The sequence below is a fragment of the Pararhizobium sp. P1_E7 genome, assembly GCF_056405855.1.
The window spans coordinates 1-19,918 of sequence record NZ_JBFUBH010000013.1; the positions used below are offsets into that span (position 1 = coordinate 1).

The following is a 19,918-nucleotide window of genomic DNA, read 5'->3' on the forward strand; positions in this document are numbered from 1 at the left end:
ACGATGGCCTTGGTGTCGGAAGCGGCGATCAGGATGCCCTTGGCGCCGTCGGCGATGCAGGATTCGATTGCCGCAACCTGGCTGTCATGGTCGCCATCGACCTTGCCGGCATAGGCCTTCAGCTCGATACCGAGTTCAGCTGCCTTTGCGGCCGCGCCTTCCTTCATCTTGACGAAGAAGGGGTTGGTAWCGGTCTTGGTGATCAGGCAGGCCGAAACGTCGGCAGCCTGGGCAGGGGCTGAAAATACGACGCCAAGCGCCAGCGCGCCGAGAGCGGCGGAAACAATAGTCTTCTTCATGAAATCCTCCCAAGGATTGAAAAATAAACCCGGCGAACCGGTCCGTCAGGCTTCGCCCACCGCAACAACTCCTCTGCCCGGGTGGCGCTTCCGGACACAAAACAAACATCAAAATAAAACCCTGTCAATAAATAAATCAAATTGAATTATTAAAATTCTGTGCCATTCTCTGCGCAGAAAATGCGCATTCGCCTTTTGTTGCTGCAGCGGGCGCACAAGAAACAGAATGAAAGCGCGGCGAGGAGGCCAGTCTGGGACAACCCGACCCGGATAGGAGATCGCGCTTTTTAGGGAGGAAACGGGCATGACATCACAAGCCGGTTCCGGCGGTGCATCGACCGTTCCGGATGTCTTCGATCCGGGCGGAGGCGCCAATCTGACCCGCGTGCGCGCCTATAACGAAAGACTGGTCATGTCGCTGGTGCGCCGCCACGGCAGCCTGTCGAAGGCCGATATCGCCAGGCGGTCCGGCTTATCGGCACAGACAGTGACTGTCATCATGCGGGCGCTCGAAAAAGACGACCTTTTGATGCGCGGCGATCCCGTGCGCGGCCGCGTCGGCCAACCCTCCATACCGATGCGTCTCAATCCCGATGCCGTCTATTCCTATGGCGTCAAGATCGGCCGGCGCAGCTGCGACCTCGTGCTGATGGATTTCGTCGGCACTATCCGCCTGCAATTGCACCAGGCCCATGCCTACCCGATGCCGGATGAGATCCTGTCCTTCATCGTCGAGGGCATTCCCAAACTCGAAAAGATGCTGACCGAGCAGCAGCGCGGGCGCATCGCCGGCGTCGGCATCGCGACCCCCTTCCAGCTATGGAGCTGGGCCGAGGAGACCGGCGCCCCGAAAGAGGCGATGAACAGCTGGCGCGGTTTCGACCTGCGCGACGAGGTAGCTGCCCGCACGCATCACCCCGTGCTGATGCAGAACGATGCCACCAGCGCCTGCGGCGCAGAGCTGATCTTCGGGGCCGGTTCTTCCTATCCGGATTTCATCTATTTCTATATCGGCTCGTTCATCGGCGGCGGCATCGTCTTGAACTCCGCACTGTTTTCCGGCCGCACGGGGACGGCAGGCGCCGTCGGCCCGCTACAGGTGTCCGAMAAGAACGGCAAGCCTCAGCAGCTGTTGAAAATCGCTTCGATCTTCGTGCTCGAAAATCTGCTGCGCGAGAAAGGCATCGACCCAAAGCCGCTCTGGTATTCGGCCGATGAATGGATCGATTTCGGTGAGCCGCTGGAAACCTGGATCCAGCTGACGGCCGCAGCGCTGGCGCAAGCCATCGTCTCCTCCGCCTCGATCATCGATTTCGGCGCGGCGGTGATCGACGGCGGTTTTCCCGGCTGGGTGCGCGAACGTATCGTCGTGGCGATCCGCAAGGCTGCCGGCGAACTCGATCTCGAAGGCGTCATCCTGCCTGATATTGTCGAGGGTGCAGTCGGCGCCCAGGCCCGCGCCATCGGTGGCGCCAGCCTGCCGCTGTTTTCCCGTTATCTCATCGATACCAACGTTCTTTTCAAGGAAACACCCTGATGCTGAAAGGTCTAAACCCGCTTCTAAGCCCTGAGCTTTTAAGCACGTTGCGCGCCATGGGCCATGGCGATGAAATCGCACTGGTGGATGGCAATTATCCCGGCCTCGAACACGGCCGCCGGCTGATCCGGCTCGACGGACATCATCTGGTCCCGGTCCTCGACGCCATATTGAGCGTCCTGCCGATCGACGACTTCGTGCCGGCGGCAATTTTTCGCGCCACCGTGAAGCAGGATCGTGACGCGCTTGACCCGGTGCATGAGGACATCATCGCCTGCTGCGCAAAATATGAACCGGAGCGCACGGTCACGCCGCTCCTCGGACCGGAATTCTATGCAAGGGTCCGCGCTGCGCACACGGTGGTCCAGACAAGCGAACCGCGGCTTTATGGCAATGTCATCCTGCGCAAGGGCGTGATCTACCCCTGACGATTTCGCCTCCCCCCAACGATTCCCTGGGCACGAAAAAGCCCGCCGATCTTTTCAATCGGCGGGCTTTTTATTGTCAGGGACCAGCGATCAATCAGGCGCGCTTGGCGTCGACCGAGAGGGCACCGGCACCGAACGTGGCGACGAACAGGAAGCCGCCTGCCATGGCAAGGTTCTTCATAAAGTGGATGTCGTTGCCGGCGACTGCGAAATCACCATGGCCGATGAAGGCTGTAGCAACACAGAAGAGGGCCAGGATGTAAGCGGCCGGACGGGTGAGCAGGCCGACGAGGATGGCGATGCCACCGAGCAATTCGACAGCGGTGACGATGATTGCCGTGACCATCGGGAGCGGCAGGCCCATGCTGCCGAAATAGCCGGCGGTGCCGCCGAGTGCTGTGAGCTTGCCGTAGCCGGCCATGATGAAAAGGATCGACAAAAGGATACGTGCGACGAGGAGGACTGCGTTCTGCTGCATTGGAAGAGACTCCGGTTTGGGTTCGTTGTTGACGACAGATTTATCAGCAATTCCAAATTCATCCAGCCCACGGACACGAAACAGATCGTTCACAATAAGTATACGACCCGTAGAGATCGTCAACTATGCAACCCGATACCAGCAAATATGCCAAACGATCGCCAACACATGGCCGGCATTGCGGATTCCATGGTGTTTTCTGTTGCAACGCTTTGAAGACTGCGAGAAGAATTTCAAAGGGGTAGCAATGAACTTGCGGACGGGGAAGCAGTATGAGCGAAATCAACAAAAGTCCTGCCTTCTGGCGTTCCTTTCCGATTTTCGAGGAATTCGACAAGGAGACGATTTCCGCAATCGCAGGACTTGCGACCTACCGCAAATGGACACCCGGAACGGTGATTTTCCAGCGCGGCGATGAAGGCAACTACATGATTGCCGTCCTGTCCGGCCGCATCAAGCTGTCGCTGATCACACCGCAGGGGCGCGAACTGCTGCTTAGACACATTGAGGCCGGAGCGCTTTTCGGGGAAATGGCCATTCTCGATGACCAACCCCGCTCGGCCGATGCGACCGCGATTACCGTCACCGAGGGCTATGTCATCGGCAAGAAGGCCTTCCTCGACTTCATCACCCACACGCCGAACGCCGCCGAATCGATCATACGCTATCTCTGCTCGCAGCTGCGCGATACGACGGACCGGCTGGAAACGATCGCGCTCTACGATCTGCACGCCCGCGTGGCGCGCTTTTTCCTGGCCACACTGAAGCAGATTCATGGCGCGGAACTGCCCGAAAGCGCCAATCTGCGGCTGACGCTCAGCCAATCGGATATTGCCGGCATCCTCGGCGCCAGCCGCCCCAAGGTGAACCGCGCCATTCTGGCCCTGGAGGAATGTTCGGCGATCAAACGGGCCGACGGCGTCATCACCTGCCATATCGGCCGCCTGCAGAAGATCGCGGAACCGCAAGAGGAATAACGCCTTGAAAAGTTTCCGCCTGCCCCGGATCCGGCCGCTTCTTGCTGGAGCAGCTGCGAGCCTTCTGAGCGCATTGCTGCTGTTCTTCTACGGTGGACCGGCGCTTGAAACGCAGCGGGAACAGTTTTTCGACGCCCTCACCCAATGGGTTCCGGCACCGCAATCCGATCAGATCGTCGTAGTCGATATCGATCGCAAATCGATGCAGCAGTCGCCGGACAAAATCTGGGGCCGGACAGAGACGGCCGATCTCCTATCCAGACTGGCAAAGGCCGGCGCCAAGGCCGTTGCCGTCGATTTCATCTTCAGCACGGCGTGTGATCCGGCGGAACCATCCAATATTGCATTGGCGCAGGCGATTTCCAGCGTGCCGGTCATTCTAGGCTTCCTGATCGCCGATGGCGGACCTGAACATCCAGGCCCCGTGCCGCCGGTGGCTGTCAGGAAACCGGTCACCATTCCCGATCTCTGGTTCATAGACGGGGCAGAAGCATCCTGCAGCTTTCTGCAGACGGCCTCACACTCGGCGGCGGCGGCGTTTCTGGTCGGCGACGAGGATGCCCGCATCCGCCGTGTCCAGGCCTTCTCGATCCTCGGCAACGACGCCTATCCGGCGATGGGGCTTGAAGCCGCCCGCCTGGCTGAAGGCGGACACACGCCGATCCTCGGCGGCCAACCCGCGTGGCTGAAGTTTCAGAGCCAGCTGATCGAACTGGATGAGGACGGCAGCCTGCGTTTTGCCGCCAGCCCCATTGCAGCCATCGAGGCGCGCACGGTGTCGGCCGGCGATGTGTTGAGTGGCGGCGTCGCGGACGGGCGTTTCAAGGACAAGACGGTGTTGATCGGCAGCAGCCTGCCCAATCTCGGCGGGTTGCGCTCCACCGCCTCCATGCCGCTCGAACCATCGGTGCAAATCCATGCCGACATCGCCAATGCCGTGCTGACCGGCTTCATTCCGGAAAGGCAGGCAAAGCTTCCCATGTTCGAGGCGGCGCTCTCCCTGATCGGCGGGCTGTTGGTGGCATTTGTCGCCACGCGTCTGCGGCCGGTCACCTCGTTTGCCCTCGGCCTCTTGGCAGTCTCCGCGACAATCGGCGCATCGGCGGTCATCTATGCCGGTTCCGCCTTGCTGGTCGATGCCGTCGGCATCAGCCTTGCTCTGATCTTCGTGCTTGTTGTCACCAGCACGCTGCAATTTGCCCGCGTCAAACGGGCGGAATCCGCTGCACGCAGCAAATTCTCGCAATATCTGCCGCAATCGGTCGTCGCCCGCTATATCGACAACCCGGATGACGACCGTGTGGCAGGCGAGGAACGTCCCGTGACGGCGCTGTTTACCGATATCGAGGGCTTTTCCACACTATCCCARAAGCTTTCGCCGCGCGATCTCGTCACCCTGCTCGACATCTATTATGCCGAGGTCAACGGCCTCGTTGCGCAGTATGGCGGCATGGTCGACAAGGTGGTCGGCGATGCCGTGCACGCCTTCTTCAATGCGCCTGAGGATCTGGACGATCACGTCAACAAGGCGATCGACTGCGCCGAGGCGATACGGGCGCTGACGGAGGAAATGCGCCGCCGGCCGGGCTTCCTCGAACATCAGTTCGGCCGCACCCGGATCGGCATCGAGACCGGCATTGCCGTCCTGGGCGAGGTCGGCGCCGGCGGCAAGCTGGATTACACCGCGCACGGCGATTGCATCAATCTTGCGGCCCGGCTCCAAGAAGCCAACAAGTTCCTCGGCACCGCCATCTGCATCGGCCCGCAAGCCGCCGTCGAGAGCGGCCGCACGCTGCGCTCGGTCGGGATGCACGAGATTCGCGGCTTTGGCGAAATGGAACTGTTCACCAGCGAAGCCTGAGAACGGTCAGCGCTTCAGGCCGACGCTGGCATAGGCTTCGACGATCCGGGCTTCTTTCCATTTGACCGTTTTGTTCGGCGCCTCTCCGGGCTTGGCGATCTCGATGCCTTCACCCGCACCGACCAGCCGCTGGACGCCGCCGGCATCGACCGACACCTGGCCATGCTCGACGAAAACGGCAAAGACGCCGCGATTGGGCCCTGCGAAGAACTTCGTGCCCCGCACGCCGATCATGCCGAACGTGGTGCGAAGCGCCAGATCGATCTTTGGCAGGCCTTCCGGCCGGTCGAACACCATCTGCCCCAGACCGAGCTCCATCGTACCGCCCTGGCCGGCAATGAAACTGTCGAGCAGAAGCTCCGTCTTGCTGCCGAGCAGGATGCGTGTGTCGCCGCCAAGCGCCAGGTCTGCAAAACTATCGCTGCCGGTTGCGACAAGATCATGGTCCATGATCTGCCCGCCCGCCGCCAGCACCTCCTGCTTTTCCGCCCGCTTGAGATTGACCTTGCCGCGCACGTCCGATGCCTTGCCGATCACCGTGCTTGCCTGCGTCGGTATGGCGGCAAGACCGCCCGCGGCCAGCGCGCAGCCGGCGATGAACACCCGTCGTCCGATAAGGCCTTGCCGCAGCAGTTGAAGGTCTGGCGTCATTGTCCTTGCTCCTTGTTCAAACGTCGGGTTTCCGGCGATCGATCCGCGTCCACGGGGCGGGAAGTCCCAGACTGTTTCGGATTCCGCTCTTGCCCGGCCTGTTCCCCATCCTCCTGCCCGGCGGTCCCACATGCTGTTTCCCAAGGAACAGCCGCAGACCGGGCTGCCCCCTAGGGTGACACAAACACCAAGGAGAACGCCATGAAAAACGGACCTAGCAAGCGCATTTCAGCCATCAATGCCCTCCTCCTCACCGCGGTCAGCCTGCTTTCGATCGCAGCAATCGCCATTCCCTCCGCCCGGGCCGCCTCGGCATTGCTGCCGGCAGACCAGTGTGACGCGGAAGCCGGCAGCGAACACGACCTGCAACGCAACCTGGCCTTTCGTCCCGTGGCGACAGAAGACATCCGCATCGGCATTGCCCTTTCGGCTTGCCGCGAGGCCTACAACCAGGGCAGCGGCCCGCGACAAACCTTTGAACTCGCCCGTGTGCTCCATGCCGCCGGCCAGCGGGGCCAGGCCATGGCGATGCTGGAAAAGGCGGCCGAAGGCAACCATGCGATCGCGATGGTGAACTATGCCATGATGCTGGGCGAACGCGGCGACCATGCGACGGAATTCGCGCTTTATCAGAAGGCCGCCGCCACCGGAAATATCATCGCCGCCTACAATCTCGGCGTTGCCTATCGCGACGGCATCGGCACATCGTCCAATGGTAAGCTTGCCGCGCAATGGTTCGAGCGGGCGTCGGTCGCCAGAGACAATCTGGGTGCCTTCAACCTCGCCGTCATGCTGGACGAAGGCACGCAGATTGCGGAGGACAATCGCAAGGCCGCACAGTTCTACAGGCTGGCGGCCGATCGCGGCAATGTCGATGCGATGGTCAATCTCGGCCTGATGCTGGAAAGCGGCGAAGGCATAACTGCAGACACCGCTGCGGCCAGCGAAATGTTTGCGAAGGCGGCGGCAAAGGGCGATGTTTTTGCACAAGGCAAGATCGTCCCCGAGATCGATACCGCGACCACGGCCGGCATCGATCCAGGCGAGCAGGCAAACCTCGTCCTTGCTAAGACCATCCGCCTGAAGTGAGAAAAGCTCTCCCCGGAAACTGCAAGCGGACACCGCATATCCGCCTCGAATGCCATATCGGCCTTGAAGTTTAGATATCCGCCGACGTTATCGCGCCGGCGGATTTTTCGTGCCAGCAGCCCACTACCCCGGCCCTGGCCAATCGACCCACCGGTTCAGGACCGGCTTGAACGCACGCCTTGACCGAATCCTCCCAATTATGTTGCTTGACGGCCGCGCCGGGTACCGACACGGTGATGGCGTTAATTAGCAAATTCTTTTTTAAGCGGATTGCCGGTAATGACGAAACTTATTGTGTTTACGGACCTGCACATGGTCCCTGAGGGCCAGTCGATCATCGGGCTCGATCCTTTCCAGCGGCTTGCTGCCGGCATCGACCATGTCAACCGCTACCATGCCGATGCGGACCGGGTGATCATCATGGGCGATCTCACCCACCGCGCCGACCGGCCCTCCTACGAGCGGCTGAAAACCCTGATGGACCGGCTGATCCCGCCGCTTGCCATCACCGTCGGCAACCATGACAACCGCGAAACGTTCCTTGGCGTCTTTCCGGATGCGGCCCGCGACGAAGATGGCTTCGTCCAGCAGGTCATCGACTTTCCGGACTGCCGCGCCGTGATCCTCGATACGCTGTTTGCTCCCCCATACGACTATCCGCGCAGCCATGCCGGCTTTCTCTGCACCAGGCGTCTCGCCTGGCTGGACCGGCAACTGGAAACAGCCGGCGACCTGCCGGTGCTGCTGTTCATGCACCACCCGCCGCATGCGACGGGCTTTACCGGCATGGACCTGATGCGGCTGATCAACGAGGTGGATTTCTACGACGTGGCGAAGCGCCGGGGCAATGTCCTGCATATCTTTGCCGGCCATGTGCACCGGACGATTTCCGGCTCCAGCCGCGGCATCCCCTTCTCCGTCTTCAAGAGCCCGGTGCATCAGCAGCCCATGCCCTTCGAAGCACCCGACGCCTCGCTCTGCGTCGATGAACCAGCCGCCTACGGTATCGCCGTCATGACGGACACAGGCATTCTGGTGCATACGGAGGACTACGAGATCGCAGTCCGGGAAGCGGCCGTGGCGTGATGGTCAAGCCCCTCCCCCCTGTGGGCAGGGTTACATCATGGAAGGCCACAGCCTTCCGCCCCGCGACCATTCCATGCTAGGCTACGTGCCATGACCCTTGCCGTCCCCACCGAAGACTTCGACTGCCAGAGCTGCGGCGCGTGTTGCAGCTATTCAGAGGATTGGCCGCGTTTTTCGCTGGAAACCGACGAGGAGCTGGATCGCATCCCCGCTGAGTATGTCTCGGCCGATCTCGGCGGCATGCGGTGCGAGGATAATCGCTGTTCGGCGCTCGACGGCAAGCTCGGCGTCCATGTCGGCTGCAGGATCTATGCGGTGCGCCCGATTGTCTGCCGCACCTGCATGCCGGGCGACGACGAGTGTCTGATGGCCCGCCACAAGCTGTCGCAGAAAGTCCTCCTCTGACGCCGGATGATCCGGCACGATTTCGCGACAGCCGCACATAGTACGGTCTACACCTAATTATTTGGTGAAATATCCTGATTATTGTTTATTTTCCCGGATAGCTATCCGGAGACCTCTACCTTATTTTGCGCCCATGAATTCCGGGCCACGCCGCGTGTGCCTGACAGCTTCGAAAAGGGACGATTTCGATGAGCCAGCCGCAGCCACACAAGACCTCCGAAACCGCGCCCTTTGCCGACTTTGCCCCGCCGATCGCAGAGCAGACGATGCTGCGCCAGGCAATCACCGCCGCCTACCGCCGCCCGGAAACCGAATGCCTGCCGCCGCTGGTCGCCGCTGCCACTTTGCCCGACGATATCCGCGCCCGCGCCAAAACCACGGCCCGCAAGCTGATCTCGGCGCTGCGCGCCAAGCACAAGGGCTCCGGCGTCGAGGGTCTGGTGCATGAATATTCGCTGTCGAGCCAGGAAGGCGTGGCGCTGATGTGCCTTGCCGAAGCGCTGTTGCGCATTCCCGATACGGCGACCCGCGACGCGCTGATCCGCGACAAGATCGCCGACGGCGACTGGCGCTCGCATATCGGCGGCGGACGTTCCCTGTTCGTCAATGCTGCCACCTGGGGCCTCGTCGTCACCGGCAAGCTGACCTCCACCGTCAACGACCGCAGCCTGTCGGCAGCGCTGACCCGCCTGATCGCGCGGGCCGGCGAACCGGTGATCCGCCGGGGCGTCGATATGGCGATGCGAATGATGGGCGAGCAGTTCGTCACCGGCGAAACCATCGACGAGGCGCTGAAGCGCGCGCGGCCGCTGGAAGCCAAGGGTTTCCGCTATTCCTACGATATGCTGGGCGAAGCGGCGACGACCGCCGCCGATGCCAAGCGCTATTATGCCGATTACGAAAACGCCATTCATGCCATCGGCAAGGCATCGGCCGGCCGTGGCATCTATGAAGGCCCCGGCATCTCGATCAAGCTGTCGGCGCTGCATCCGCGCTACGTCCGTGCGCAGTCGGCCCGCGTCATGGGCGAACTTTTGCCGAAGGTGAAGGCGCTGGCGCTGATCGCCAAGAGCTACGATATCGGCCTCAACATCGATGCCGAGGAAGCCGACCGTTTGGAGCTTTCGCTCGACCTGCTCGAAGCGCTGCGCCTCGATCCGGCTCTCTCCGGCTGGAACGGCATGGGCTTCGTCGTCCAGGCCTACGGCAAGCGCTGCCCGTTCGTTCTCGATTTCATCATCGACCTCGCCCGCCGCGCCAAGCACCGGATGATGGTGCGCCTCGTCAAGGGCGCCTATTGGGATGCCGAGATCAAGCGCGCCCAGATCGATGGGCTCGACGGTTTCCCGGTCTATACCCGCAAGATCTACACCGACATTTCCTATATCGCCTGCGCCCGCAAGCTGCTGGACGCCACCGACGTGATCTTCCCGCAGTTCGCCACCCACAATGCCCAGTCATTGGCAACGATCTATGAAATGGCCGGTCCCGATTTCAAGGTCGGCAAATACGAGTTCCAGTGCCTGCACGGCATGGGCGAACCGCTTTACGACGAGGTCGTCGGCAAGGCCAATCTCGACCGCCCGGCCCGCATCTATGCGCCGGTCGGCACGCATGAGACGCTGCTTGCCTATCTCGTTCGCCGCCTGCTTGAAAACGGCGCCAATTCGTCCTTCGTCAACCGCATCGCCGATCCGGCCGTCTCCATCGACGAGCTGATCGCCGATCCTGTCGATACGGTCCGCGCCATGCCGGTGATGGGCGCTCAACATGAGCAGATCAAGCTGCCGGTCGATCTCTATGCCGGACGCAGCAATTCCGCCGGTCTCGATCTCTCCAACGAAGCCTCTCTGTCGATGCTGTCGGAGGCGCTGAAGGCCAGCGCTGCGATCGACTGGACGGCCGCCCCGCATCTCTGCGCTGAGACGCTGCGTGGCGAAAGCCGCCCGGTTCTCAATCCCGGCGATCACCGCGATGTCGTCGGCTCCGTTATCGAAACCGCCGCGGACGACGCCCGCCGGGCGGTCGAAATCGCCCTTGCCGAAGGCGCCAAGTGGAGCGCCGTGTCGCCCGCCGAGCGCGCCCAATGCCTGGTGCGCGCCGCCGACCTGATGCAGGCCCGGATGCCGACGCTGCTTGGCCTGATTGTCCGCGAAGCCGGAAAATCGCTGCCGAACGCGATTGCGGAAGTCCGCGAAGCCATCGACTTCCTGCGCTACTACGCCGAGCAGGCGACCCGCACACTCGGCCCCGCCCACCATGCGCTCGGCCCCATCGTCTGCATCAGCCCGTGGAACTTCCCGCTCGCCATTTTCTCCGGTCAGATCGCCGCGGCCCTGGTCGCCGGCAATCCGGTCCTGGCCAAGCCTGCCGAAGAAACCCCGCTGATCGCCGCGGAAGGCGTGCGCATCCTGCATGAGGCCGGTATTCCCGCCGAGGCGCTGCAACTGCTGCCGGGCGACGGCCGTGTCGGGGCCGCCCTTGTCGGAGCCCCGAACATCGCCGGTGTGATGTTCACCGGCTCGACCGAGGTTGCCCGGCTGATCCAGGCGCAACTTGCCGACCGCCTGTCCGCCTCCGGCCACCCGATCCCGCTGATTGCCGAAACCGGCGGCCAGAACGCGATGATCGTCGATAGCTCAGCCCTTGCCGAACAGGTTGTCGGTGACGTCATCGCCTCTGCCTTCGACAGTGCCGGCCAGCGCTGCTCGGCGCTGCGCGTGCTTTGCCTGCAGGACGACGTTGCCGATCGCGTCTTGACCATGCTGAAGGGCGCGTTGCATGAACTGGATATCGGCCGTACCGACCGCCTTGCCGTCGATGTTGGCCCTGTGATTACGGCGGAAGCCAAGGGCATCATCGAAAAGCATGTCGAAACGATGCGCGGCATCGGTGCCAAGGTGGAGCAGATCGCGCTGTCGCCAGCCACCGCGCAAGGCACCTTCGTGCCGCCGACGATCATCGAGCTGAAGCAGCTCTCCGACCTGAAGCGCGAAGTTTTCGGCCCGGTGCTGCACGTGCTGCGCTACGAGCGCGACGATCTCGACCGGCTGATCGACGACATCAACGCCACCGGCTATGGCTTGACCTTCGGCCTGCACACTCGCCTTGACGAGACCATTGCCCATGTCACCTCGCGGGTGAAAGCCGGCAATCTCTACGTCAACCGCAACATCATCGGCGCGGTCGTCGGCGTCCAGCCGTTTGGCGGACGTGGATTGTCCGGCACGGGCCCGAAGGCGGGCGGCCCGCTCTATCTCGGCCGGCTCGTCACCACGCCGCCGGTTCCACCGCAGCACAGCTCGGTCCATACCGATCCGGTCCTGCTGGATTTTGCCAAGTGGCTGGACAGCAAGGGCCTGAGAACCCAGGCGCAGGACGCCCGCGAAACCGGCAGCCAGTCGGCGCTCGGCCTCACCACCGAGCTTGCCGGCCCGGTTGGCGAGCGCAACCTTTATGCGCTGCATCCGCGTGGCCGTATCCTGCTGGTGCCGCAGACTGCCGATGGTCTCTACCGCCAGCTTGCCGCGGCCTTCGCCACCGGTAACGCAGCCGTGGTCGATACGGCATCCGGCCTCAAGGAAGCACTGGCATCGCTGCCCGCCACGGTCGCCGCCCGCGTTTCCTTCACCACCGACTGGAGGATGGACGTGCCCTTTGCCGGTGCACTGATTGAAGGCGAGGCGGACCGTATCCGCACCGTCAACAAGCAGATCGCCGCCCTCCCCGGCCCGCTGGTTCTGGTACAGGCAGTATCGACGGCAGAGCTTGCCAAGAACCCCGATGCCTATTGCCTCAACTGGCTGCTCGAAGAAGTCTCCACCAGCGTCAACACCGCCGCCGCCGGCGGTAATGCGAGCCTGATGTCCATCGGGTAGGACGCCCTGGGTGGGCGTTGGGATTTCCAAGGCACACTCCATCCCCCGCCATCCCCGCCCCTGTGGCGGGGATCCAGCCACCGCGCGTCTGCGCGGCGAGAGAACCATGTTCCACGCCKAAAGCAAGAGTCTTCAGCGCCGCGGMCGCGGCGCTGCTGGATCCCCGCCACAAGGGCGAGGATGACGGAGGTTGGGAGCCATCCCACCGGAAACGACTCTCTTGGCATCGCGCCACCCGATGCGCTATCACCGCGCAAACGGGCCAGCCAATGTTCACGCTTCAACGCACAGAAACCCACACGCAGGAAATCAAGAAAAGCCGGTTTCTCGCGGTCTGCGGCCCCGTATCCAGCGAGCAGGCGGCCAGGGACTTCATTGCCGAGCATTCCGACCTGACCGCCAGCCACAACTGCTGGGCCTTCCGCATCGGCCAGACCTACCGCTTCAACGACGATGGCGAACCGAGCGGCACCGCCGGAAAACCGATCCTGCAGGCGATCGACGGCCAGGCGCTGGATCATATCGCCGTTGTCGTCATCCGCTGGTTCGGCGGCACGCTGCTGGGCAGCGGTGGCCTGATCCGCGCCTATGGCGGCACGGCTGCCATCTGCCTGCGCGCAGCGGAAAAGGTAGAGGTCATCGAGACGATCGAGGCAGCGGTCGACTGCGAATTTTCCGACCTGGCATTGATCAAGGCCCGGCTCGCCGGGCTGGGCGTGGTCATCGCTACGGAAACTTTCACGGACACCGGCGCCAGCCTCGTCTTGCAAATCCCTAAGGACGCAGTTCAGACCGCCGCCGCCATGATCCTTGATCTGAGCCGCGGCCGGACAGCCCTCGCCTTGGATGATTAACAGCCACAGCACACGACACGACGTATTTCTGGGCCGGGTTGCCCCTCACCCTCGCCCCGCGCGCGGAGAGAGGGGATGACGGAGATGGCCGCTTGTTCCGTAAGGGCGGATGAGGCCATTGCCGCGGACTGTGACTGACGGCAGGTCGACGCGCTATAACGCCTTGAAAACAAGAATGATTTTTCATTTTATCCGGCCCTCTTGAAAGATTGGATGCTGGCCAGCCTGTCATATTCGGAATAGAAACAGCGGGTAGACAGAGTTTTCCCGCTCAGATGGAGCGGGATTGGAGGAGCGGCACGCTCCATCCGGCGAGGAAACAAACATGAAAAACAGAACTTTGGGGCGCACCGGCGCCACCATTTCCGAAATCGGCTTCGGCGCCTGGCAGATCGGCGGCTCCTGGGGTGACATTTCCGAGGATGACGGCAAGCGCGCGCTGAACGCAGCGCTCGATGCCGGCGTGACCTTCATCGACACAGCCGATGTCTATGGCGATGGCCGCTCGGAAAAGATCATCGCCGCGGTGCTGAAAGAGCGCGGCGGTGAAAAACCGTTCGTTGCCACCAAGGCCGGCCGGCGGCTCAACCCGCATGTCGCCGATGGCTATACCGCCGCCAATATCGAGGCCTTCATCGATCGCAGCCTTGCCAATCTCGGCGTCGAGACGCTCGACCTCGTGCAGCTCCACTGCCCGCCGACCGAGGTGTTCTACCGGCCGGAGATGTTCGGCGCGCTGGACGATCTCGCCGTCAAGGGCAAGATCCGCAATTATGGCGTCTCGGTCTCGAATGTCGAGGAAGCGCTGAAGGCGATCGAATATCCCGGCGTCGCGACGATCCAAATCATCTACAACATCTTCCGCCAGCGCCCGCACGACCTGTTCTTCGAGCAGGCGCAAAAGAAGAATGTCGGCATCATCGTGCGCGTGCCGCTGGCTTCGGGCCTCCTGTCCGGCAAGATCACCGCTGACACAAAGTTTGCCGATGACGACCATCGCAAGTTCAATCGCCACGGCGAATTCTTCGATGTCGGCGAGACCTTTGCCGGCGTACCGCTGGATGTTGCGCTGGAGGCCGTCGAGCAGGTGCGCCCGCTGGTGCCGCAGGGCGCGTCGATGGCGCAGTTCGCGCTCGCCTGGATCCTTCAGAGCCCGGCGGTGTCCGTCGTCATCCCCGGGGCCCGTAACGAGGCGCAGGCCAAGGCAAATGCCGCCGCCAGCGGCCTTGCCTCAATTCCTGCGGAAACACTGGCCGAGCTTGCCGATGTCTATGAGCGTTTGATCAAGGCCCACGTTCACCAGAAATGGTAGGATGACGAAGCCGCGCCTGTTGCAGGCGCGGCTAAACCCGCAAGGTTTGGAGGTGCAGCACATGAGCGACCCCTACCACCTTTCCCGCTTCGTCGAGGCGCAGGAATCGGTCTATGAGACCGCCCTTCGCGAGTTGGAACATGGCCGCAAGCAGAGCCACTGGATGTGGTTCATCTTCCCGCAGCTCGCCGGTCTCGGCCATTCGCCGACCGCGCTCCTGTTTGGCATTTCCGGATTGGACGAGGCCCACGCCTATCTCGCCCATCCGCTGCTTGGGAGCCGTCTCGTCCAATGTACCCGCACGATCAATGCCGTGCGCAATCGCACCGCCCATCAGATCTTCGGCTCGCCCGACGATCTGAAACTGCGCTCGTCGATGACGCTGTTTCGAGAGACTGCGAACGATCCCGAGCCGTTCCGCACGGCGATCGAGCGTTATTTTAGCGGGGAGGCCGACGCCCGGACGCTGGAAATCCTGGCGAAACGCTGAAACCTGCAAGCCTTTCGGTCAGCCGCGCGAGACGATGAAGGGTGCGGCGAACTAGCGCGAGAACACTTTCGATTGTGTATGGATGATCGCGCCCGAGAGACTGATCGGCTTTTTCCAGCTATAGCAGCGTTACCGAGGCGCTCAGTCGTCGGGCAGCAACGCAGAAACCCGCCGGAGATTCGCATGACTTTTGACCCCATCAAGGCGCTCACCAATTATGCAGATGCGGAATGCTCGGTGCAGTTCTGGGTTGCCGGCACGCCGGCATCGGTCTTTCCGTCGCTGGAAGAGGCTTTGATCTTTGCCCGCGACAACGGTGCCGGCTGGAAGGACGTCGAGATCACCGTGCATCTCGAGCACGAAGACATTGTCTATGCCACAGGCAAAACCCGCACGCTGATCGAAGCATTGCGGCAGAAAAGATGATCTCGATTGATCGGGTGCTGGCGTAGCGACAAGCTGCGGCGGCGTTTCGCCCAGGGGCGAAAACCATCTTGTCTTACTGATAAGTCATTGAAAGAAATGGCGCACCCGGAACGATTCGAACGTCCGACCCTCAGATTCGTAGTCTGATGCTCTATCCAGCTGAGCTACGGGTGCTTCTCGCTGCGGCGTCAACCGCTTGCGTGGCGATCCTCTAAAACGTCCAACCGGGGAATGCAAGCGAATTTGCGCAGAAATTTTCTTTTTTGATGAAACTGCCCACGTATATCCTTGAAACTGTGGATGGATTTCAGCCGCAAAGCCTTTCCACAGCGCCGTTTCACCCGCCTTGGCGCGGATTTAAAAAATATGCTGTCAGTGCCTGGCCTTCGAGCGGAAGGCGTCGAGAGGCACGGGGCGGTCGGGCAGTTCGATTCGAAACAACGTGCCCGGCGTCGACTTTTCCACCAGCGCGATCGTGCCGCCATGGGCGAGCACCAGCTCGCGGGCGATGGCAAGACCCAGACCGGTCCCGCCCGAGCGGGCGGAGCCCCTGAAGGCGGCAAACAGGTTTTCTCGCGCCTTGGGCGGCATGCCGGGGCCCGTATCATCGACGGAGATACTGACGACGCTGCCGGTGCGCATTGCCGAAACGCTGATCATGCGGGGAGCGCCGCTGTCGGAAGTGTCGTTCATCAGCGCCTGGACGGCATTGCGGCAGATATTGTGAACGACGCGGAACAGCTGTTCGCTGTCGGCATCGACCTGCAGGTCCTCGGGGATCTGGATGCTGAATTCGATACCGGCATTCGGGTCGATCGCCAGCATTTCGCCGACATCGCTGACCAGCGGCCGCAGCCTGACGAAGCGGCGATGCGGCTCCGGCTCGGTCGTTCGGCCATAGGAGAGCACTTCGGTCGTATAACCGACGGCGCGGTCGATGGTGCGCAGCAGCGTCGGCGCGAAACGTTTGACGATCGGATCGTCGACATCGGCAAGGCGGTCCGAAATCAGCTGCGCCGACGCCAGGATGTTGCGCATGTCGTGGTTGATCTTCGATACGGCGAGACCGAGATCGGCAAGGTTCTTCTGCTGCTTCAGCGTTTTTTGCAGCTGCTGTTGCATCGCCGACAGGTGCTGCCCTGCGATCGACAGTTCGTCGCGCCCCGCCGCCGGCTCCAGAACACGGGCGGGATTGGAGGGTTCGACGGAGAATTCCTGCATGTTCGTGGTCATGCGGCGGATCGGCACGATCATCAGCCGGTTGATGGCAAGGAAGATCAGGGTCGCGGTAAACAGCGAAATGACCAGCGACAGGAAGAACACATTGCGCGAATAGATCAGCATCGCCTTGCGCAGGCTGGCATCCTCCATCACCACTTCGATGATCGCATCGCTGTCGCCGATCGGACCGTAGATCCGGACAACCTTGCTGCCGCCGAACAAAAGCGTGTCAAAGGCATCGCCGATGGCGGCGATCGGCGTCATGGCCGCAATGTCGTACTGCGCATCGACGTCCGGCGGCATGTCCACCGCCGCGATCAGCCGTGATTCGTTCTTGCGCCTGAGAACGATGGCCTTGGTCCCGGTCGCCATCAGGGTTTCTTCCTGTAGCGGCCGCGACAGCTGCACGTCCTGCAGACCATCGACCACCACGCCGGCCGCCGCGGCGGTATTGAGCCTGTCTTCCAGCCAGCGGATGCGCATATTGGCGACGGACGGCACGAAGATCAGCACTTCGGCCAGCATGACGAAGACAACGGTCAGAAACAGAAGCTTGCCGGACAGGCCACGAAAAAACCCGGCGCGGGCCGGCTGCCGTTGAGGGGCCGTGGTTTCAGTTGGTTCTGCCGTCATGCCGTAGAATTCCATCGTCTCAGCCGCAGCGTCTGCGCAGACGGATGGTCGCCCGGACGAACGGCATGCGTGTCAGGGGTATATAATAGGCGATGACGGCACGTTTTCCAATCTCCGTCATGACCGGATAGGGTCGCCGTGATCGGCATGAAAAATCCCGCAGCGATACGGGATCGCTGCGGGATTGCTGTTCAAGTCTCGTTCGGTCTAACGGATCAGAATTCTTCCCAATTGTCCTTCGACACGGCAGCGCTGGCCGATCCACCGCCGAAGGCGCGGGCGACGGTACCCATCATCTTGCGGGCAGGCGAAGCGACCGGACGGGTATTTTCACGAACCGGAGCAGCGACAACCCGCAACGGCGCGCCGTCATCGAGCTTGAAGTGCGAGATCAGCCGCGCCAGGCTGTCGGCTTCGGCGGAAAGCTTGTGCGTGGCGGCATTGGCTTCTTCAACCATCGCGGCATTCTGCTGGGTCACCTGGTCCATCTGGTTGACGGCGGTCGAGACCTCGCCAAGACCTGTCGATTGCTCGCGGGCGGCCGTTGCGATCGAATGGATGTGATCGTTGATGTTGAGCACCCGCGTTTCGATCTGCCCGAGCACCTGACCGGTCTCCTGCACCAGCTTGACGCCGGTTGCGACTTCCGAGCCGGATTTGGCAATCAGACCCTTGATGTCCTTGGCGGCACTGGCCGCACGCTGGGCAAGCTCGCGCACTTCCTGGGCAACAACCGCAAAGCCTTTGCCCGCGTCGCCGGCCCGTGCGGCTTCGACACCGGCATTGAGCGCGAGCAGGTTTGTCTGGAAGGCGATCTCGTCGATCACATTGGTGATCTGGCCGATCTCGCTGGAGGCCTGCTCGATCCGGCCCATGGCATCGACGGCCTTGCGGACGACTTCGCCCGACTGCGCCGCACTCTGCTTGGCCTCGGTGACCATGACGGTCGCTTCCTGGGCCCTGTCGGTCGAGTTGCGAACGGCAGCGGTGATCTGCTCCAGGGCAGCGGAGGTCTCCTCGAGCGCTGCTGCCTGCTGTTCGGTACGCTTCGACAGGTCGTCGGCTGCCGAGCGCAGCTCGGACGAATTGCCGTTGATCGAGTCCGTCGTGGTGCGCACTTCACGCAGGGTGTTCTGCAGGGTGAAAAGCGTGTCGTTGACGTTCTGCTGCAACTCGGCAAAGGCGCCCTGGAAATTGCCGTGCATGTTCTGCGTCAGATCGCCGCCCGAGAGGCTTGCAATGACGCGTCGGGTCTCGTTGACGCCACTGTTGACGCCGTCCACCAGCTCGTTGAGGCTGGCTGCGAAGCGGTTGAGGTCCGCATTGCCGTAGTCCTTGCTGATCCGCTGGGTGAAATCGCCGGCGGCAGCCGCCGTGACGACGACGGCGATGCTCGACTGGAGGTCAGCGCTCTTCTCACGCAGCGCCGTTTCCTGTGCATTCAGTTCGCGCACGGCCAGGCCATTGCGCTTGAATACCTCGACGGCGGCAGCCATTTCGCCGATCTCGTCCTTGCGTCCGGCAAACGGCACATCCGCATTCAGGTCGCCATCGGCAAGCTGCTTCATCGTACCCGTCAATTGCAGGATGGGCTGGCTCAGCTGCTTGGTGCCGATATAGAACGCCGTCCCCGCGCCGATGACCAGGCCAAAGCCGGCCGTCAGGAGCACCATGAGGATCATCCGGCTTTCAATCGCGTTGACCTCGTTCTGGATGGTATCCAGAGCCGCCCGGTCCGTTTCCACGATGGCATCGATCTCGGCCTGGAAAGCCTTGCGGTTGGCGCGGTTGAGTTCGTTGTTGCCCTGCTCGTTGGCGGCCTGCGGCGAGACTTCCTGGCTGAGACGGGCGGTTTCCGTGCGGAAGGTGCGGAACTCGGCGGCGCGCTTGACGACGGCTTCGAAGGCGGGAACTTCCTCGGCAGGAACCAGCGGCGTCCATTCCGTCAACAGAACGTCGATCTTGTCGAGGTTCTTCGCCAGGCCTTCAGCAAAAGGCTTCGCCTTTTCGACAGTGGGAGCTGCGTAGATCCCGCGCGCGTCCATGACGACGGCCGTGACAAGACGGTTCAGATGCTCGCCGTTAAAGGCGCGATCCGAGGCATTGTCGAACTGGACGATCCTTGCATTGTATTGCGTGATCACGGTGAGCGCCATGCCGGTCACGGCCAGCGCGATCAGGCTCATCACGCCGACGATGAGATAGATCTTGCCTCGAATTTTCATTTTAGGTGTCTCCCCTGGGACCGGCAACAGGCCATGAAAGGCACAGCTTACGGGTTCTTGCATTGGGC

The 19,918-nt window shown here is 62.1% G+C and carries 17 protein-coding genes and 1 tRNA gene; 12 read left to right on the top strand and 6 right to left on the bottom strand.

What is annotated here, in order from left to right; genetic code table 11:
- Positions 1-299: substrate-binding domain-containing protein (locus tag AC1D17_RS14910; RefSeq protein ID WP_477566174.1), on the bottom strand; the 299-nt coding region annotated here is incomplete at its 3' end.
- A 304-nt stretch (positions 300-603) separates the two neighbouring features.
- On the opposite strand from AC1D17_RS14910, the gene AC1D17_RS14915 reads away from it, so the two are divergent.
- Together AC1D17_RS14915 and AC1D17_RS14920 are read left to right on the top strand one after the other, a co-directional pair.
- Positions 604-1,836, top strand: a complete 1,233-nt coding sequence (locus tag AC1D17_RS14915; RefSeq protein WP_477566175.1) for an ROK family transcriptional regulator — start codon at positions 604-606, stop codon at positions 1,834-1,836.
- Positions 1,836-2,264 carry an RbsD/FucU family protein gene (locus AC1D17_RS14920; RefSeq protein WP_477566176.1) on the top strand — a complete coding sequence of 143 codons (429 nt, stop codon included), beginning with the start codon at positions 1,836-1,838 and terminating at the stop codon, positions 2,262-2,264. Before AC1D17_RS14915 ends, AC1D17_RS14920 begins: the two co-directional genes overlap by 1 nt.
- Before the next feature lie 94 nt (positions 2,265-2,358).
- Here the strand turns inward: AC1D17_RS14920 and AC1D17_RS14925 are convergent, their stop codons facing one another.
- Positions 2,359-2,742: a DoxX family protein gene (locus AC1D17_RS14925; RefSeq protein WP_477566177.1), complete on the bottom strand. Its 384-nt coding sequence runs from the start codon at positions 2,740-2,742 to the stop codon at positions 2,359-2,361.
- Between the two features lie 272 nt (positions 2,743-3,014).
- Here AC1D17_RS14925 and AC1D17_RS14930 point away from each other — a divergent pair, with 272 nt between their 5' ends.
- A complete protein-coding gene (locus tag AC1D17_RS14930; RefSeq protein ID WP_477566178.1) occupies positions 3,015-3,719 on the top strand; it encodes a Crp/Fnr family transcriptional regulator in 705 nt (234 codons plus the stop codon).
- Positions 3,720-3,723: 4 nt separating this feature from the next.
- Entirely contained in the window at positions 3,724-5,580 is a 1,857-nt protein-coding gene (locus AC1D17_RS14935) for a CHASE2 domain-containing protein (RefSeq protein WP_477566179.1), read from the top strand.
- Between the two features lie 6 nt (positions 5,581-5,586).
- Here AC1D17_RS14935 and AC1D17_RS14940 read toward each other — a convergent pair whose 3' ends face one another.
- Positions 5,587-6,210 (bottom strand): FecR family protein, encoded by a 624-nt coding sequence (locus AC1D17_RS14940; RefSeq protein WP_477566255.1) that lies wholly within the window; start codon positions 6,208-6,210, stop codon positions 5,587-5,589.
- A gap of 222 nt (positions 6,211-6,432) precedes the next feature.
- Between AC1D17_RS14940 and AC1D17_RS14945 the strand changes: the two genes are divergently transcribed.
- The 8 genes from AC1D17_RS14945 (at position 6,433) to AC1D17_RS14980 (ending at position 15,771) form a co-directional block, all read left to right on the top strand.
- Positions 6,433-7,320, top strand: coding sequence for a tetratricopeptide repeat protein (locus AC1D17_RS14945; protein ID WP_477566180.1), 888 nt, complete (start codon positions 6,433-6,435; stop codon positions 7,318-7,320).
- Between the two features lie 279 nt (positions 7,321-7,599).
- Positions 7,600-8,406 carry a 2', 3'cyclic nucleotide phosphodiesterase SpdA gene (gene spdA, locus AC1D17_RS14950; protein ID WP_477566181.1) on the top strand — a complete coding sequence of 269 codons (807 nt, stop codon included), beginning with the start codon at positions 7,600-7,602 and terminating at the stop codon, positions 8,404-8,406.
- A 90-nt stretch (positions 8,407-8,496) separates the two neighbouring features.
- Positions 8,497-8,811: a YkgJ family cysteine cluster protein gene (locus tag AC1D17_RS14955; RefSeq protein WP_477566182.1), complete on the top strand. Its 315-nt coding sequence runs from the start codon at positions 8,497-8,499 to the stop codon at positions 8,809-8,811.
- Positions 8,812-8,999: 188 nt separating this feature from the next.
- Entirely contained in the window at positions 9,000-12,689 is a 3,690-nt protein-coding gene (gene putA, locus AC1D17_RS14960; RefSeq protein ID WP_477566183.1) for a trifunctional transcriptional regulator/proline dehydrogenase/L-glutamate gamma-semialdehyde dehydrogenase, read from the top strand.
- A 269-nt stretch (positions 12,690-12,958) separates the two neighbouring features.
- Positions 12,959-13,543, top strand: a complete 585-nt coding sequence (locus AC1D17_RS14965; RefSeq protein ID WP_477566184.1) for an IMPACT family protein — start codon at positions 12,959-12,961, stop codon at positions 13,541-13,543.
- A gap of 325 nt (positions 13,544-13,868) precedes the next feature.
- Positions 13,869-14,855, top strand: coding sequence for an aldo/keto reductase (locus AC1D17_RS14970; RefSeq protein WP_477566185.1), 987 nt, complete (start codon positions 13,869-13,871; stop codon positions 14,853-14,855).
- Between the two features lie 61 nt (positions 14,856-14,916).
- Complete coding sequence (locus AC1D17_RS14975) at positions 14,917-15,345, top strand: DUF1810 domain-containing protein (RefSeq protein WP_477566186.1); 429 nt, start codon at positions 14,917-14,919, stop codon at positions 15,343-15,345.
- 183 nt (positions 15,346-15,528) lie between these two features.
- The gene (locus AC1D17_RS14980; RefSeq protein WP_477566187.1) at positions 15,529-15,771 is read left to right on the top strand and encodes a hypothetical protein; all 243 of its coding nucleotides are present in this window, start codon (positions 15,529-15,531) and stop codon (positions 15,769-15,771) included.
- A 97-nt stretch (positions 15,772-15,868) separates the two neighbouring features.
- Here AC1D17_RS14980 and AC1D17_RS14985 read toward each other — a convergent pair.
- The 3 genes from AC1D17_RS14985 to AC1D17_RS14995 all read right to left on the bottom strand — a co-directional run bounded on the left by AC1D17_RS14985 (position 15,869) and on the right by AC1D17_RS14995 (position 19,850).
- A tRNA-Arg gene (locus AC1D17_RS14985) sits at positions 15,869-15,945 on the bottom strand.
- 198 nt (positions 15,946-16,143) lie between these two features.
- Positions 16,144-17,625 (bottom strand): sensor histidine kinase, encoded by a 1,482-nt coding sequence (locus tag AC1D17_RS14990; protein ID WP_477566188.1) that lies wholly within the window; start codon positions 17,623-17,625, stop codon positions 16,144-16,146.
- A 215-nt stretch (positions 17,626-17,840) separates the two neighbouring features.
- Positions 17,841-19,850 carry a methyl-accepting chemotaxis protein gene (locus AC1D17_RS14995; protein WP_477566189.1) on the bottom strand — a complete coding sequence of 670 codons (2,010 nt, stop codon included), beginning with the start codon at positions 19,848-19,850 and terminating at the stop codon, positions 17,841-17,843.
- Positions 19,851-19,918: the final 68 nt, after the last annotated feature.